This is a genomic window from Streptomyces sp. MA5143a, from assembly GCF_900290235.1.
Taxonomy (GTDB): Bacteria; Actinomycetota; Actinomycetes; order Streptomycetales; family Streptomycetaceae; genus Streptomyces.
The window spans coordinates 1-14,883 of record NZ_OLMK01000103.1 but is presented as its reverse complement, the minus strand read 5'-3'; the positions used below and the strand labels follow the sequence as shown (position 1 = coordinate 14,883).

The 14,883-nt window shown below is 68.9% G+C and carries 13 protein-coding genes and 6 pseudogenes; 9 read left to right on the top strand and 10 right to left on the bottom strand.

All coding sequences use genetic code 11. The features are described 5' to 3' along the window. Nucleotides 1-2: 2 nt before the first annotated feature. From SMA5143A_RS36295 to SMA5143A_RS42735, 7 genes and pseudogenes are all read right to left on the bottom strand, one after another. The gene (locus SMA5143A_RS36295; protein WP_107467078.1) at nt 3-1,769 is read right to left on the bottom strand and encodes an FAD-dependent oxidoreductase; all 1,767 of its coding nucleotides are present in this window, start codon (nt 1,767-1,769) and stop codon (nt 3-5) included. After that, on the bottom strand, nt 1,766-2,863 hold the full coding sequence (locus tag SMA5143A_RS36290) for an alpha/beta hydrolase (protein ID WP_107467077.1): 1,098 nt from the start codon (nt 2,861-2,863) through the stop codon (nt 1,766-1,768). The genes SMA5143A_RS36295 and SMA5143A_RS36290 overlap by 4 nt, the downstream gene beginning before the upstream one ends. 307 nt (nt 2,864-3,170) lie before the next feature. Continuing rightward, a pseudogene (locus tag SMA5143A_RS36285) lies at nt 3,171-3,290 on the bottom strand (IS701 family transposase); the annotation flags it as partial. A 28-nt stretch (nt 3,291-3,318) separates the two neighbouring features. After that, a pseudogene (locus SMA5143A_RS36280) lies at nt 3,319-3,617 on the bottom strand (transposase); the annotation flags it as partial. A gap of 7 nt (nt 3,618-3,624) precedes the next feature. After that, on the bottom strand, nt 3,625-3,726 hold the full coding sequence (locus tag SMA5143A_RS44865) for a hypothetical protein (RefSeq protein WP_375136588.1): 102 nt from the start codon (nt 3,724-3,726) through the stop codon (nt 3,625-3,627). A gap of 86 nt (nt 3,727-3,812) precedes the next feature. Beyond that, nucleotides 3,813-3,995, bottom strand: a pseudogene (locus SMA5143A_RS44860) (FCD domain-containing protein); the annotation flags it as partial. A gap of 177 nt (nt 3,996-4,172) precedes the next feature. After that, a complete protein-coding gene (locus SMA5143A_RS42735) occupies nt 4,173-4,379 on the bottom strand; it encodes a hypothetical protein (RefSeq protein ID WP_146194004.1) in 207 nt (68 codons plus the stop codon). Nucleotides 4,380-4,527: 148 nt separating this feature from the next. On the opposite strand from SMA5143A_RS42735, the gene SMA5143A_RS36270 reads away from it, so the two are divergent. Beyond that, a complete protein-coding gene (locus SMA5143A_RS36270) occupies nt 4,528-5,220 on the top strand; it encodes a response regulator transcription factor (protein WP_107467075.1) in 693 nt (230 codons plus the stop codon). Then, nucleotides 5,217-6,677 (top strand): sensor histidine kinase, encoded by a 1,461-nt coding sequence (locus SMA5143A_RS36265; protein ID WP_107467074.1) that lies wholly within the window; start codon nt 5,217-5,219, stop codon nt 6,675-6,677. Before SMA5143A_RS36270 ends, SMA5143A_RS36265 begins: the two co-directional genes overlap by 4 nt. 205 nt (nt 6,678-6,882) lie before the next feature. Here SMA5143A_RS36265 and SMA5143A_RS36260 read toward each other — a convergent pair whose 3' ends face one another. The 3 genes from SMA5143A_RS36260 to SMA5143A_RS42730 all read right to left on the bottom strand — a co-directional run bounded on the left by SMA5143A_RS36260 (nt 6,883) and on the right by SMA5143A_RS42730 (nt 9,582). After that, nucleotides 6,883-9,033 (bottom strand): MMPL family transporter, encoded by a 2,151-nt coding sequence (locus SMA5143A_RS36260; protein WP_107467073.1) that lies wholly within the window; start codon nt 9,031-9,033, stop codon nt 6,883-6,885. 86 nt (nt 9,034-9,119) lie between these two features. After that, nucleotides 9,120-9,377: an aromatic-ring hydroxylase C-terminal domain-containing protein gene (locus SMA5143A_RS36255; protein WP_107467072.1), complete on the bottom strand. Its 258-nt coding sequence runs from the start codon at nt 9,375-9,377 to the stop codon at nt 9,120-9,122. Next, nucleotides 9,349-9,582: a hypothetical protein gene (locus SMA5143A_RS42730; RefSeq protein WP_181362195.1), complete on the bottom strand. Its 234-nt coding sequence runs from the start codon at nt 9,580-9,582 to the stop codon at nt 9,349-9,351. Before SMA5143A_RS42730 ends, SMA5143A_RS36255 begins: the two co-directional genes overlap by 29 nt. A 7-nt stretch (nt 9,583-9,589) precedes the next feature. On the opposite strand from SMA5143A_RS42730, the pseudogene SMA5143A_RS36250 reads away from it, so the two are divergent. From SMA5143A_RS36250 to SMA5143A_RS36215, 7 genes and pseudogenes are all read left to right on the top strand, one after another. Next, nucleotides 9,590-9,832: pseudogene (locus tag SMA5143A_RS36250) on the top strand (transposase); the annotation flags it as partial. Between the two features lie 587 nt (nt 9,833-10,419). Next, entirely contained in the window at nt 10,420-10,656 is a 237-nt protein-coding gene (locus SMA5143A_RS36245) for a hypothetical protein (RefSeq protein ID WP_107467071.1), read from the top strand. A gap of 105 nt (nt 10,657-10,761) precedes the next feature. Further along, entirely contained in the window at nt 10,762-11,910 is a 1,149-nt protein-coding gene (locus tag SMA5143A_RS36240; protein ID WP_107467070.1) for an amidohydrolase family protein, read from the top strand. A gap of 405 nt (nt 11,911-12,315) precedes the next feature. Continuing rightward, nucleotides 12,316-12,585 (top strand): hypothetical protein, encoded by a 270-nt coding sequence (locus SMA5143A_RS43265; RefSeq protein ID WP_181362182.1) that lies wholly within the window; start codon nt 12,316-12,318, stop codon nt 12,583-12,585. Nucleotides 12,586-12,841: 256 nt separating this feature from the next. Further along, nucleotides 12,842-13,636, top strand: coding sequence for a 2-keto-4-pentenoate hydratase (locus tag SMA5143A_RS36225; protein WP_107467068.1), 795 nt, complete (start codon nt 12,842-12,844; stop codon nt 13,634-13,636). 12 nt (nt 13,637-13,648) lie between these two features. After that, a pseudogene (locus SMA5143A_RS36220) lies at nt 13,649-14,586 on the top strand (acetaldehyde dehydrogenase (acetylating)). 2 nt (nt 14,587-14,588) lie between these two features. After that, nucleotides 14,589-14,883: pseudogene (locus SMA5143A_RS36215) on the top strand (4-hydroxy-2-oxovalerate aldolase); the annotation flags it as partial.

The window sequence follows — 14,883 nt, the reverse complement described above, 5'->3', positions numbered from 1 at the left end:
GCTCAGCCCCGCCCGAGAATGCGTCGGAGCGCGTCGCCCAGTGCGGCCGTGACGTCACCGGTGGCGTCCTGGCGGCGGAAGGCCACGTGGTTGTCCGGGCGTACCAGCAGCGCGCCCGAGTCGCCGATCTCCCGCCGCCGGGCCCAGTCCCCGTACGGGTCCTCGTACTCCTGGCCGGGGCCGATGACCGCCGTGGCGATCTCCAGGCCGAACTCCTTGCCGAGGATGCGGGCGGCCTCCGTCCAGGGCTCGCCGCCGATGCCGGTGAGCAGGGTGAACCGGCCGTTCTCGCCCAGGTCCAGGGTGGACAGGTTGCGGGTGCCCGCGGAGAGCCAGGCGTGCGGGAGCTTCGCGCCGGGGCGGGTGCTCGGCTGGAAGTGCAGCTCGGGGTCGCGTGCGAAGCCGGGGTCCTCGGTGCCGTCCGGGACGATCGCGGCGGAGGTGTAGCGCTGGTTGAGGTCCACGCCGTGGGCGTTGAACTCGTACGCCTTGAAGGCGATCGCCTCCCGCAGCCGCGCCCGCTGCTCCTCGGCCTCCGCAGTGGCGTCCTTGCGGGCGGCGATGTTCCGCCACAGCTGCTCGGGGGTCCGCGGCGCCAGGCCGCCGAGCGCCTCGAAGACGGGGGCCGTCTCACCGATGGACTGGTTGGCCCGGGTGACGACCTGCCTGCCGACCGGTGCCCGCTCGTCACTGTAGGTGTCCAGCAGGGACGGGGACGCGGTGCCGTCCAGGACGAGCTTCAGCTTCCACGCCAGGTTGTAGGAGTCCTGGATGGAGGTGTTGGAGCCCAGACCGTTGGACGGTGGGTGCCGGTGGCAGGCGTCGCCCGCGCAGAACACCCGGCCGCTGGAGTACGTCTCGGCGTACATCTCGTTGACCGTCCACGCGGAGGACGACTTGATGGTCACCGGGATCTCGTCGTCGCCGATCAGCTTGCGGACGACGGACAGGGCGTACTCCTCGGTGAGGTCCGGCGGCCCGGCGTCGACGTCGTAGCCCCACACGATCAGCCACTCGTTCCACGTCCGTACGCAGCGCACCAGGCCGGCGCCGATGCCGCCCACGGTCGCGCCGGGCGCCAGCACCCAGTAGAGCGTGGCGGGTCGGTGCGCCACGTACTTGCTGAGGTCCGCGTCGAAGACGATGTTGATGCTGCCGGCCACGCCCATCTGGCCGCCCATCGGCAGCCCGGCGTCCTCGGCCACCTTGCTGCGGCCGCCGTCCGCGCCGATCAGGTACTTGGCGCGGATGGTGTACGTGTCGCCGCGCAGCCGGTCGCGGACCGTGGCCGTCACGCCGTCGGCGTCCTGCTCGTGCGACAGGTACTCGGTGCCGAACCGTAGTTGGCTTCCGCGGGCTATGGCCGCGTTCACGAGCACCGGTTCCATGAGGTGCTGCGGCATGTCACACATGCGGGTGGGGCTCGCCAGCTCGTGCGCGGCCTGCACGAGCGGTTCGTTGCCCCAGGACCTCAGCCGGCCGAGCTCCTCGCCCGCGAGGGCGGTGCAGAAGACGGTGTTGCCCATCAGGTGCTGCGGAGTGGCCTGGGCGATCACATCCTCTTCGACACCCAGGTCACGCAGCACTTCCATGGTGCGCTGGTTGGTGATGTGCGCCCGGGGCGTGTCCGCGAGGCGTGAGTAGCGGGTGACCATGACGTTCGGCACGCCATAGGTGCTCAGTGCCAGTGCGGCGCTCGCTCCCGCGGGCCCGCTTCCCACGATGAGCACATCGGTCTCGACGGTCGGCACGGTCGGCGCGGTTGTCATCGGGACGTTTCCTCCCCATCCGCCAGTCGCTTGTTCAGCCAGGTCATCAGTGCTTCGGCCACGTCGTCGGAGTTCTTCTCGCCCATGGGCAGGTGACCGTTGCCCGTGAGCCCCAGGTCCGCCAGGCGCAGCAACTCGGCATCCGCACCGGCCTGGGCGAGGTAGTCGGCGACACCGTGCTGGAACCCTGCGAACGGCGAGGTGTCGGCCGCGACCACGGCGATCGGGAAGCCCTGGAGCCCTGGCAGGGACCGCACGGGGCCGGCCTGTTCGTCCTGGACGAGGCAGTCCTGCAGCCCGCCGCCCCCCGCCTCGCGCAGCCGAAGGCGCAGTTCGTCCGGGGCCGTTACCGGCGGCTCGTAAGTGATCGGGGCGGCGGTGAGCCCCCACTCCAGCTTTCCGAGGCCGGGCAGTTCGGTGAACGGCGGCCCGATCGGCTCGATGGAGACAATGGCCCTCACCAGCCCGGGCCGGGCATCGGCGACCAGCCAGCCGAACGGCCCACCCATGGAGTGGGTGATCAGCACGGCCGGTCCGATACGGTCCAGCAACTCGACCCCGCAGCGCCGCATCTGCTCCTCGTTCTCGGCGAAGGTGGGCAGCGTCGGGCCCTGGCTCGCCATCAACTGGTCCAACGCGGAGTCGTCGCCGATCTCGCCGCTGCCGGGCCACTGGCCACCAGGTCGTCCCGCCCCTTCGCAGAACAGCCAGCGGATGAACTCGTACGTCGGTGCCGCGCCCTCGATGGGCCCGAGGACATCGGGGTGGTAGGGGGAGCGCCCGTGACCTGGACGGTCGACCACGTACACGGCGTAACCGGCCTGGAGGAAACGGGTGGCCCAGCCGGGGCGCCCGTCCGGCGTCGACAGGTAGTCCGTGCCCTGGCCGCCGCCCCCGTGGACCATCACCACGGGCAGCGGATGCCGGAGATCGGCCGGGATCTGGTACTGGACGTACATCGCGGCCTGGGCGGCGGTCCCGCCCTCGGTCGGCTTGCGCCCGACACCGACCCAGAACGCGCCTTGCTCGCTGATCGTCAACGGCGAGGCGGCACGGGCCGGCTCGGTAATTCCGGGTGGGGGGGAGATGGTCATCGGTGAACCTCCGTCACGGCGTCTGCGCCCATCCCCAGCACTATTGGTGACCGGCTCCGGGGCGGTCCAATGCCGGTTGGGGACGCCGTGATGCATGGCGCTCATCAGCGTCCCCGAGGGCAGCTGCTTCAGCGGGAAGGTGCACGTGGCGGCGAGGGTGACCAGGGCGTCGGTGCAGAGCGCGGCCTCCAGCTGCTCGACGACCGGCAGTTTGTGCTGCGGGTCGCGGTCGGAGAGGCTGGTCAGGTGGAAGCTGCCGGTGCCGACCCACCGCTTGGCGCGTACGACCTCGAAGGATCTTCATCCCCTATTTCGCCGCGTCGACCGCCCTGACCGCGAGGTAGGCGTGGGCGAACATGGCCAGGGTGATGTGTCGATACCAGCCGACATGTCGACGGACCTCGTACTGGTCCAAGCCGCACTCGTTCCTCGCCGCCTGCAAGCACTCCTTTCCGAAGGCGGGTGTCCGTGACCGTGACGGCCTGTTCTGTGCCCCAGATGGTGGGGTCGCCGAAGACGAACTCACCACCGTGTTCGGGCGGTCGTCCTCCCTTGGGTCGTAGACCCCTGGTGGTGTCGGCCGACGCATGACGCGGTCGGAGCGGAGTCGGCCGAGGATCTGCACGGGCAGGTCCGTGAGCAGGTGGGCGACGCGGGGCGCGTCGTATCCGGCGTCCAGCACCACCAGGATCTCCGTGTCTCCCTGCTGCCACTGACCGGCGGCGATGAGCCGTTCGACGACCTCGCGGATCTGAGGCAGGTCAGAGGCGGTCGCCGAGCAGGACGCGGCGCACGTGGTACAGGTGCTCGCGCAGGGCGTCGCGAGCCGCCTGGGGGTCCCGGTCTCGCACGGCGGCGACAATCCGTTCGTGTTCGGTGCGGTAGCAGCGGTGGCGTCCGTGCTGAAGCTGCGCAGTTTGAGGCTGCCCCAGATGGGCTGGCGTCGGGCACTGACGAGCATCGAACTGACACCGATGAGCACGGTGTTGTGCGTGGCGACGGCGAAGCTGTGGTGCAAAGCGGTGTCCCAGCGCTCGAACTGCTCGGACTTCGTGGCGTGTTGGACGCCGTACAGGCAGCGTTCCATCTCTTCGAGGTCGGCGCCGGTCGCCGAGGCGACCGCGAGCGGCATCAGTTCAGGCTGCCATGGCAAGGCCGGGGTCTCGTGCCACCGGACGCGGCGCCGCGAGCAGTAGCTGCTACAAACTCGGCGCCACAACACACAGCTGTTCATCGGCCGAGCCCGGCGGCACCTCAGCCGAATCACGTAGCAGGATAGGGCCGTGGGAAGCTCCGGCGGACACAGCCCTCAGCCGACGCAGCGCTTCAGCATGGCCACGGCGCCGTCGTCGCCGGTGAGCACAGCGGCCGTCAGCACGGTCACCAGGACACCGGGATCAATGGCAGCAGCCGCAGGATGATGAGGGTGGGGCGCGGGAGCCACCTGGGGACGCCGAGCGCCCGTGACCGGTGCGGAGGATCTACTTGTCTGGTTGCCGGGTGCGATGCCGGTCATCTGGACCTGCCCTGCTCATGAGCCGACGGTAGGTTCCATTTCTCAGGTATCCGTAAGAGCGCAGCACCCAGCGACGCTCTAATCCTGGCCTCAGGTTGATCGGGGACAATGAGCGGCAAAAACATCGACTGGAAGGGGGCGGGCCGGCGTGCGGATCATGATCGCGGATGATGAAGCGGCCATCCGTGAGTCGCTGGAGCGGGTGCTCCAAGTCGAGGGTTACGACACCAGCACCGTCGCCAACGGTTTCGCCGTGCTCGACGGGGTCGTCGGGGCCGACGGTGACACGCTGGATCTGCTGATCCTCGACGTGATGATGCCCCGCCTCGGCGGGTTGGAGACCTGCCGGCGGTTGCGGGCCGCGGGCCGGGATCTGCCGGTGCTGATGCTGACCGCCCGTGACCAGGTCTCCGACCGGGTCACGGGGCTGGACGCGGGCGCCGACGACTACCTGCCCAAGCCGTTCGCCACCGAGGAGTTGCTGGCCCGGGTGCGGGCCCTGCTGCGCCGGCGCATGCCGACCGACGGGGAGTCGCAGATCCTGTCGTTCGCCGACGTCCGGCTCGATCCGGACAGGTTCGAGGCGTGGCGGGGCGAGCGGCCGTTGCGCCTGACCCGGACCGAGTTCTCCCTCCTGCGGGTCCTCATGAGCAACGCGACCCGGGTCTTGACCCGCGACGCGCTGTTCGAGGCGATCTGGGGTTTCGACATGAGCGCCACCGCCAACAACCTCCAGGTGTACGTGAGCTACCTGCGCCGCAAAATGGAGGCCGAGGGTGAGCCGCGACTGGTCTACACGCTGCGCGGCCTGGGTTACGTGCTGCGGGAGACTCCTCCGTGAGCCGGCCCGCCGGGCGGGAACCGCGTCGGCTGACCCGATGGTGGCGCCGGCGGTCCCTGCGGGCCAGGCTGACGGTGATCGCGGCGACGGCCATCGCGGTCAGCGTGTTCGTGGCCTTCCAGGTGGCCAGCGAACTCCTGGGCTGGGAGCTGCAGGACAGTGCCAAGACTCAGCTGCGCGCCGACTCCCGCGTCCTGGCGACGAACGCGCAGCGCGCCGGTCTGGCGCAGGTCGAGCTGCCGCCGTATCCCGGATCCGGTCGGCTGGTGCGGGTCATCCTGCCCGACGGCTCGGTCCGGACGCCGGCCGGCCAACCCGCGCTGCCCCCCGTCAGCGAGCACGCCGGGCGCGTGGCGCAGGGCGCGTCGGCCGACCTGATGGAGTCGAACGACAGCGACGAGGACGGCTACATCATCTACACGCTGCGGGCGGGCGACGGCGCGGTCCAGGTGGCCCAGGTCGCCGACGACAGTCCGATCAACCAGTTCGGGTTCGGCATGCTGCTGATCGGGCTGCTCTGCGTGGTCGGCGGCGCCCTTGTCGGGCGGACCGTGGCGCGGACCGGGCTGGCACCGATCGACCGGCTGACCGCCGCCGCCGTACGTGTCGCGGACACCCGGGATCTCGACGCCGACATCCCGGATGAGGGCGGTGGGGAGATTCGGCGGCTGATCCAGTCGATCAACGACATGCTCGCCGCGCTCCGGGACTCCCGGCGGGCCCAGCGGCTGCTCGCCGAGGACGCCGCCCACGAGCTCAAGACCCCGCTCACCAGCCTGCGCCTCAACGTCGAGCTGCTGATCCGGCTGGATCGGCGCGGCACCCTGGACAGCGCACTGCCGGCGGAGAGCCGGACCCGGCTGCTCAACGATCTCGGTGCCCAGGTGGCCGAGTTGAGCACCCTTGTCGCCGAGCTGACCGACCTGGCGCGCGGTGAGGTCAGCGACGAGAGCACCGAGGTGCTCGACCTCGCCGACGTGGTGGTGGCGGCCGCGACCCGGGCGCGTTCCCGCCTGCCCGACATCGAGGTCGCGCTCGACGTGACCTCTGTGTGGGTGAGCGGGCGTCCCGCCGCGCTCGAGCGGGCGGTGCTCAACCTCATCGACAACGCCGGCAAGTGGTCTCCCGCGGACCAGCCGGTCCAGGTCCGGCTCCGTGCCGAGGGCGCGTCGGTGGTGCTCGAGGTCGACGACGCCGGGCCGGGCATCGATGCCGCCGACGTACCGCGGGTGTTCGACCGGTTCTACCGTGCCGACAGCGCCCGGGCGTTGCCGGGATCCGGTCTGGGGCTGTCGATCGTGCAGCGGGTCGTCGACGCCCACGGCGGTCGGGCCTCCGTCGCCCGCTCCGCACGCGGTGGCGCGCTGCTTCGGGTCGACCTTCCGGCCGCGGCCCCGCCCGCCCCGATCGCCCCGATCGCGCGGCTCACCGCCGGGGAGGACACCGCGGCGTGCTGACCCGCCCCGGCGGCGCGGCGCAGAACACGGGACCGCGGCCCTCGGGCATGGCCCCGCGCGGCTCACCGCCGGGCCAGGAGACCGTGGCGCGCCGGCCCCAGCCCCGGCCGCACGGCGCAGGACCAAAGGGCGGCGACCGTCGGGCCCATGAAGAAATCCGGGACGGGCCCCAGGCCCGTCCCGGATGTCGTCCGTGCCGCCGCGCTCACCGTTGCAGCACGGGCTCCTCGTCGTCGGCGAGCGGCTGTTGACCGTCCGGCAGCTTTGCCGCCGGCCGGGACAGCCGGCTCGGCCACCACATCCGTCGGCCGATCAGCAAGGTGAGGGCGGGCACCAGGACCGACCGCACCAGCAGGGCGTCGAGCAGCACGCCGAAGGCGACCAGGAACCCGACCTCGATCAGCATCACCAGCGGAAGTGTGACGAGGACCGCGAACGTGGCCGCCAGGACCAGGCCTGCCGAGGTGATGACGCCACCGGTGGCCGAGAGGGCTTTGAGCATGCCCTCTCTGGTGCCGAGACGCACGGTCTCCTCCCGGGCCCGGCTGGCCAGGAAGATGTTGTAGTCGACGCCGAGCGCCACCAGGAACAGGAACGCCAGCAGCGGCACCGAATAGTCGACACCCTTGAACCCGAGGATCGTGTCGAAGACGAACACGCTGCCGCCGAAGGCTGCGGCGAATGAGACGATCACGGTGGCCATCAGGACCAGCGGGGCCAGGATCGCGCGCAGCAGCAGCCCGAGGACGATCAGGACGACGGCGAGCACCAGCGGGATCACCAGCTTCTCGTCGCGCTTGGTGGTCACCTCGGTGTCGAGGTTCTCCGCACTCGGCCCGCCGACGACCGCCTCCGCCCCGTTCACCGCGTGCACGGCGGTGCGCACCCGCAGAATCGTGTCGTACTCTGCGACGGTGTCCGGCGCGTCCTTCGGGAACACGGAGATGTTGGCCCAGCCACCGCTGGTCTGCTCCGGGACGGCCAGGGCCACACCACGCGTGTCCTTGACGATGTCCAGCACCCGCTCCCGGTGCGCCGGGCGCGTGAAGACCGTCATCGGCTGGCCGCCCAACTCCGGGAAGTACTGGCGGAGAACGGTGAACCCGGTGACCGACTCCGGCGCGGACAGGAACTGGTCCTGCTCCCGAAGGGCGCCGGTGTTGCCCGCCAGCCCGAGGGCGAGCACGCCGAGGACTCCCAGCGAGCCGAGCGTCGCCACCCACCGGCGGCGGCCGATGGCGGTGCCGAGCCGTCCCCACAGCCCCGGCTTCTCCTCCACGGCCGTGCTGAACCGCGGGACGGCCGGCCAGAAGATCCGCCTGCCGAGCACCACGAGCACCGCCGGGAACAGCGTCAGCATGGCCACCAGCGCGCACAGGATGCCGGCCGCACCGATCGGGCCCAACCCGCTGGTGCTGTTCAGGTCCGCGACGAGCAGGCAGAGCAGGCCGGCGACCACGGTGGCAGCGGACGCGACGATGGCCGGCGCCGAGCCGCGCAGCGCGTGGACCATCGCGACCCGGACGTTCTCATGGTGGTGCAGTGCCTCCCGATATCGGGCGATGAGCAACAGCGCGTAGTCCGTGCCGACGCCGAACACCAGGATCGTCAGCAGCGCCGAGTTCTGGTCGTTGACCACGATGCCGAAGCCCTTGACCAGCAGGTAGACGGTCCCCATCGCGGTCAGTGCGGCCGCGCCCACGGCCAGCAGCGGGATGATCCACAACACCGGGCTGCGGTAGGTGAGGATGAGCAGGAGCGTGACGACGACGATGGTGGTGAGCAGGACCTGCACGTCGATGCCGTCGAAGACGGCCTCCATGTCGCCGTCGATCGCGCCCGGGCCGGTCACGTCGAGCTCCAGGCCCAAGGGGCGGTCCTTCGCGGCGTCACGCAACGGGCCGACGATGTCCTCCGGTGCGCCGTAGGCCGTGCTCACCTCAAGGGTGAACATCATCGCCTTGCGGTCGGTGGAGGGACTCGGTGGTGAGCCCTCGTCGTCCTCGCCGGCCGCAGCCGTCGCCTTCGGCGGGTACCGCTTGGCAAGGGTGTTGTAGTGGCGCTCGACCGTCGCGCGGTCGGCGTCGGTCATGCCGCCGGCGCGGTGGTACACGAAGACGAACGTGTTGTTGTCACCGCCGGGGAGACTGTCGTCCAGCACCGCCACCTTGGTGGACTCGGCACTGGCCGGCAGGGTGTCCACGGCGCTGTCGGTGGTGACCGAGCTCAGCTTTCCGCTCAGCGGCACCATGCCCGCCGCCAGCACCAGCCACAAGTCGATCACCAACCAGGGCACCCACCGGCCTGCCAACCGACCGGCCGGCCCTTCCCCGGACAGCGCTGCGTTGACTGCCATCACTAACCTCCTACATACGGGCTGCATCGCTTATCTGGATGCCTGCTTCCTACGGAGCGAACCTGAGACGACTGTTAGTACGGTGCTCAGGCCGGTCGGCCGAACCATGTGCCCAGCGCACGCACCAGCGTGGTGGCGTCGAGGTCCCGCCCGATGGGCAAGGCCCAGGCGACGAGGCCGTCGGGCCGGATGAGCAACGCGTCGACGTCCACCCGGCTCGTGCGGGCGGTGACGGTGTTGACCCGTCCGGTCCACGCGGCCGCGGCGTCGCGGGCCTCCGCGCGGTCGACGGGGTCGAGCAGGGGCCCACGACCCTCACGCAGCAGGTCCGCCGACCGGGTCATTCGCGGTGACGACGTCCGGGTCGGGCCGCTCCAGCGTCAACTTCATGTCCGGGCACAGGGTGCCGACGAGCCGGTGGTCGTCGCCCAGGTCGTACCGGGCGTCCATGCCGGCGAGCGGGTCGGTGACGTACCGGTGGGCGTCGTCGAGGTCCATCAGGTCGGAGAACATCTCCCACAGCGCCCTCGTCTGCGGGCCGGGTCGCATCAGGGCTCCTGTCGGGCTGGTGGGGCGGATCCGCAGCGACCGGGTGGTGCGGCTGCCGAAGCCCTCGATCAAGGAGTACGCCCTGGCCTGTCCCCAGGGCGGGCGACCGCCGATGCACGGCAAGGGGTTCCGCTTCGCCAACCCCGAGACCTGGCCCGAGGCGGCGATCACCACCGTCACCACCGTCACCGACACCACCGACTACGGCAAGGCCCTGTCGGCGGAGGGGGCGCAGGCGGTGCACACACGATCACGGTGGGAGACGTATCGCACGCCTGGCAGGCGAACGGCAGCCTCCACAAAGGCACTTGGCATGATGTCTCTGTTGGAGCGCCGGGCCTCGGTGTACGCGCAGACGAGTGGAACGGTTGTCCTGCGGCACCGGACCTTGAGCCCTTGAGCGCGTGCCATCGCAGGTTGAGTGACCCGTCAGTCCCACGAGTTGAAAATCGCCGCGCAAAGAGGCGCGGGCTGCCAGTGCTTGATCTGGCGGCACTCCGCGATCGGCCGCTACGAAACTCGGGGCAGCTCACTCCGACATGTCATGACGGTAGAACTGCGCCAACTGTTCCATAACGGGACGCAATTCGCTGTCCGCTGGCCAGAGAGTGACCGGAATCGTGTCAGCGGTCGAGCGCATTCAGGGATTCTCGCACCGATACACAACATGGATCTACGGGGGGACGAGAGCCATATGCCAAAGCGTCGGCCGTCGAGCATCCGTCCGGCCTCTGCACCGCGACGGTTTAAGAACGGGTTCTAACGTTCGTCTCAGGTTCGCTCGGTAGGAAGTAGGCATCCAGATAAGCGATGCAACCCGTATGCAGGAGGCTGGTGATGGCAGTCGACGCAGCGCCGTCAGGGAAAGCGCCGCCCGGGCGGTTGAGGTTCGGGGCGGCCACCAGGGCGCTGGCGACGGCGTTCGCTGTCGCCGCCCGCGAGTCGCACGCCGACAACAGTGCGGCGCCCGCCGCGACCGGCCCGCACAGCGCGCACGTGGGCGGGTCGTCAGTTCCACCCCAGCCGCTGCGTGTCGGCGAGCGGTTCCTCGACCAGAGGATGGCCGAGGCCTAGACGCCCGCGCCGCCGGAGGGCGGCGGCTCGGACGGGTCCTGGTGCATCTCGCAGACGGATGCCGCACGGATACCGCACCACACAAACACCTGAGGAGAGACTGACATGAAGTCTATGGGACGTCGCGGCTTTCTAGCCGCTTCCACGGCACTTGGCGCTGGTGCTGGCTTGTCCGCGTATGCCGCCGTTTCGGCAACGGACGGGAACAAGACTCCGGAAAAGACTCCGGACAAGACTGCGGACATTGCATTGCGAGACCGGGACCTGCCTTTCATCGGCACGGAGGAGACCTTTTCGACTCCCACGTTGTTGAAGCTGAACTCCATCAATCAGGATCACATAGCGTTCCTTGAGGAAATTGGCCTTTCGGATTTAGGGCAACGCCGCATCGGCGATATGGATGCGGGGGGACTCGACGTTCAAATCCTCTCTGCTCATACACCCTCCGTGCAAAATGTCCCTGGGCAAAGAGGCGTCGACCTTGCCTATCGGCTTAACCGGCAACTTGTAGACGGGCCAATCGCCGAATATCCGGGCCGCTTCAAGGCTTTCGCCACCTTGCCCTTGCAGAGCCCGGAAGCGGCGGCGGACGAACTGGAACGCTCGGTTCGGGAAGATGGCTTCTTGGGTGCACTGACCAACGGACACATCGCGAAGAAGTATCTCGATCATCCCGATTTCGAGCCTGTGTTGGCACGTGCCGTTGCTCTCGATGTGCCGATCTATCTGCATCCCGGATATCCAGCCGACGAGGTCTTCCAGATCTACTACAGCACCACACGGTCTAAATACACGGAAGAGTACCAAGACTACATTTTCAGTGGGTCTGGATATGGCTGGCACCAGGAGGTGTTGACCCAATGCATTCGGATGATCACGTACGGGGTTTTCGACAGATTCCCCAAACTGAAAGTCATCATCGGCCACATGGGCGAAGGTCTTCCCTTCTACTACGAGCGGATCGTCAATGACATGGGCGAGCCAACCGAAGACTCGCTCGAGAAGCCCATCGGGCAATACTTCCAGGACAACTTCTGGGTCACGACCAGCGCATTCCCCCAGACCGAACTGCTCGATCTCCTGCTGAAGTACATAAGCGTGGATCGAGTGATGTTCGCAACCGACTACCCGTTCGCGGACATAAAGGAGCAGACCGACTGGTTCCGCGGAGTCGATTTGCCACGCGAAGACAAGGAAAAGATTGCGTTCCGAAATGCAGAGAAACTGTTCGGAATGAAAGTGCCCGTGAAGTGATACGCCGGCGTCGGCCGGAGTGAAAGAATGATTTTCTGTAAGGCGAGAGTACGGCCGAAGTATGCGATGCGCGGCTGCCGCATCACGTGGTCCTCATCAACGGCTCTGCTGGTTGATGGCTGCCGCTCGCCTCATCGGGGAAGCTTCGCGGTGCGTTCGGGGTGAGCCGCAGTGATGTACCGCATTGGAGTCTGCGAGGAGATACCTAACAGGCGCATCAGGTGCAGCGGGTTGTCGACCTCGCATGCCTCGTCGCGGATCCGGTCCTGCCGTAGCGTTTGCATCGTGAGTCCGGTGGGCCGGAAGACGGCGGTGAACGTGGTGCCGATGGGCTATTGAATGGTGCCTACCGCGGTCCATCAGGTTGATCAGCAGACGAGGGTTGGTGGTCACTGGCCAGCGGCGGTGACGTTCGCGGAGCCACGCGGAGGCGCAGCGGTAGGTGAGTTCGTCCAGGTAGATGATGTGCCGTTTGCCGGGGCGCCGGACGATGAGGCGCTCACGGGACAGGTCGAGGTCGGTGAGCAGCAGGTGGCGGATGTCGGTGCCGCTGAGCGCATGGACGCAGACCAGCACCGTCACGAAGCGCAGGCCGGCGAGGCTGGCCTGGGCCACGCTTTTCGCGGTCATGGCAAAGGGCACGCCGTGGCCGAAGCCGTCGTTGAACTCGGTTGAGTTGCGGACCGCGGTCCGTGCTTGTTGCCCGGGCTGCCTTTCGCACGGCGAGCGGAAGCCGCTTGAGGGTGGCGCAACCGCCGGAGCGGGGGAGAAGGGCCCCGCTGCCGCCACTCTGCCTGGCCCCACATCGGCAGCGAGAGCCGCCGACACCGCCCATGGTGTTCCGCGTCCCGGAACAAAGAGTGGCCCATCGCGGCGGTGCTGTCTAAACCGGTGTACAACCGCCCATTCCGCTTCCTTCTGGAGGTAACCCGTGTCTACCAGGCTCGAGAGCGCAAGCCCGGACACCGTGCCACCAGCGGTGGTCACGGCAGCCGACCTGCTGGCGGAAGCCGCCCGTACCGGAGCCGCTTGTCCGCCGGTGCGTACGCTGTTCGACGAAGGCGGCGATCTGGAGACCGCGTACGCCGTGCAGCAGCTGAACATCCGGCGCGCCCAGGCCGCCGGCCGCCGGATCGTGGGCCGCAAGATCGGCCTCACTTCGGTGTCCGTGCAACGCCAACTAGGCGTGGGCCAGCCCGATTTCGGGGCGCTGTTCGCCGACATGGCGGTGGCCGACGGCGGCCGGGTGCCGGCCGGACGGTTGCTGCAGCCCAAGGTGGAGGCTGAGGTCGCGCTGGTGCTGGGCCGCGATCTGCCGCACGGCGGGTGCACCGTGGTGGATGTGCTGCGCGCGGTCGACTTCGCACTGCCCGCTCTGGAGATCGTGGACAGCCGGGTCCAAGGGTGGGACATCACCCTCGTCGACACGGTCGCCGACAACGCCTCCTGCGGCCTGTTTGTGCTCGGCGGCACCCCGCTGTCACTCATCGGAGTCGATCTGCGCGCCGTGACGATGACCATGACACGGAACGGTGAAACCGTCTCAGAGGGCAGCGGTGCCGACTGTCTCGGCAGCCCGCTGAACGCGGCCGTCTGGCTCGCCTCCGCCCTGGCCGAGCGGGGCGACCCGCTGCGCGCAGGAGACCTGGTGCTCACGGGAGCCCTGGGGCCGGTTCGAGGCGTCCATCAGCCACCTGGGCACCGTAGGTATCGAGTTCACAAGTGAGAAGACTGAGGCATGAGTACACGAACCAAGGTCGCCGTCATCGGCTCGGGCAACATCGGCACCGACCTGATGATCAAGGTGCTGCGGCTGTCGGAGACCCTCGACATCGCGGCGATGGCCGGCATCGACCCGGACTCCGACGGCCTGGCCCGCGCCCGCCGGCTGAAGGTGGTCACGACCCACGAGGGCGTCGAAGGACTCGTCCGGCTGGACGAGTTCGCGGACATCGAGATCGTCTTCGACGCCACGTCGGCCGGCGCACACCGGCACCACGAGGACGTACTGCGCCCGCTCGGCCGCACCCTCGTCGACCTCACTCCGGACGCGATCGGCCCGTACGTGGTGCCGCCCGTCAACGGCGACGTCCACATCGACGCACTGAACGTCAACATGGTCACCTGCGGCGGCCAGGCCACCATCCCGGTCGTCGCCGCCGTCGGCGCGGTCACCCCCGTGCACCACGGCGAGATCGTCGCCTCCATGTCCTCCCGCTCCGCCGGCCCCGGTACCCGGGCGAACATGACGAGTTCACCGAGACCACCGCCTCCGCCATCGAGCGGGTCGGCGGCGCCCGGCGCGGCAAAACGATCATCATCCTCAACCCGGCCGAACCTCCGCTGATCATGCGGGACACCGTGCACTGCCTGGTCTCCGACTGCGCCACCGAGTCCGTCGCGGCATCGGTCGAGGAGATGGTCACGCGCGTGCAGGAGTACGTGCCCGGCTATCGGCTCAAGCAGAAGGTGCAGTTCGCGAAGCTGGCGGCCGACGACCCGCTGCGCACCCTTGCCCCCGGCGCGGCCGAGGTCCTCAAGGTCTCGGTCTTCCTGGAGGTCGAGGGCGCCGCCGACTACCTCCCGGCCTACGCAGGAAACCTCGACATCATGACCTCGGCCGCGCTGCGCACCGCGGAACGCATGGCCGCACACCGTGCCACGGAGGTGGCCTGAAGATGACCCACCTGTACGTCCAGGACGTCACCCTGCGGGACGGCATGCACGCCGTCCGGCACCGCTACACCGTCGACCAGGCCGCTACGATCGCCGCCGCCCTGGACGCCGCCGGGGTGACCGCCATCGAGATCGCCCACGGCGACGGTCTGGCCGGCTCCAGCGTCAACTACGGCGTCGGCGCCCACACGGACTGGGAGTGGATCGAGGCGGTGGTGGGCGCCGTGCGCCGGGCCGTCCCCACGACTCTGCTCCTGCCCGGAATCGGAACGGTCCACGACCTCAAGCGGGCGCGGT

Excerpts from the sequence above, each read along its gene's own strand:
- SMA5143A_RS36295 (WP_107467078.1), bottom strand. The coding sequence starts at position 1,769 with ATGACAACCGCGCCGACCGTGCCGACCGTCGAGACCGATGTGCTCATC.
- SMA5143A_RS36290 (WP_107467077.1), bottom strand. The coding sequence starts at position 2,863 with ATGACCATCTCCCCCCCACCCGGAATTACCGAGCCGGCCCGTGCCGCC.
- SMA5143A_RS42735 (WP_146194004.1), bottom strand. The coding sequence starts at position 4,379 with ATGACCGGCATCGCACCCGGCAACCAGACAAGTAGATCCTCCGCACCG.
- SMA5143A_RS36260 (WP_107467073.1), bottom strand. The coding sequence starts at position 9,033 with ATGGCAGTCAACGCAGCGCTGTCCGGGGAAGGGCCGGCCGGTCGGTTG.
- SMA5143A_RS36255 (WP_107467072.1), bottom strand. The coding sequence starts at position 9,377 with ATGACCCGGTCGGCGGACCTGCTGCGTGAGGGTCGTGGGCCCCTGCTC.
- SMA5143A_RS42730 (WP_181362195.1), bottom strand. The coding sequence starts at position 9,582 with ATGCGACCCGGCCCGCAGACGAGGGCGCTGTGGGAGATGTTCTCCGAC.
- SMA5143A_RS36245 (WP_107467071.1), top strand. The coding sequence starts at position 10,420 with ATGGCAGTCGACGCAGCGCCGTCAGGGAAAGCGCCGCCCGGGCGGTTG.
- SMA5143A_RS36240 (WP_107467070.1), top strand. The coding sequence starts at position 10,762 with ATGAAGTCTATGGGACGTCGCGGCTTTCTAGCCGCTTCCACGGCACTT.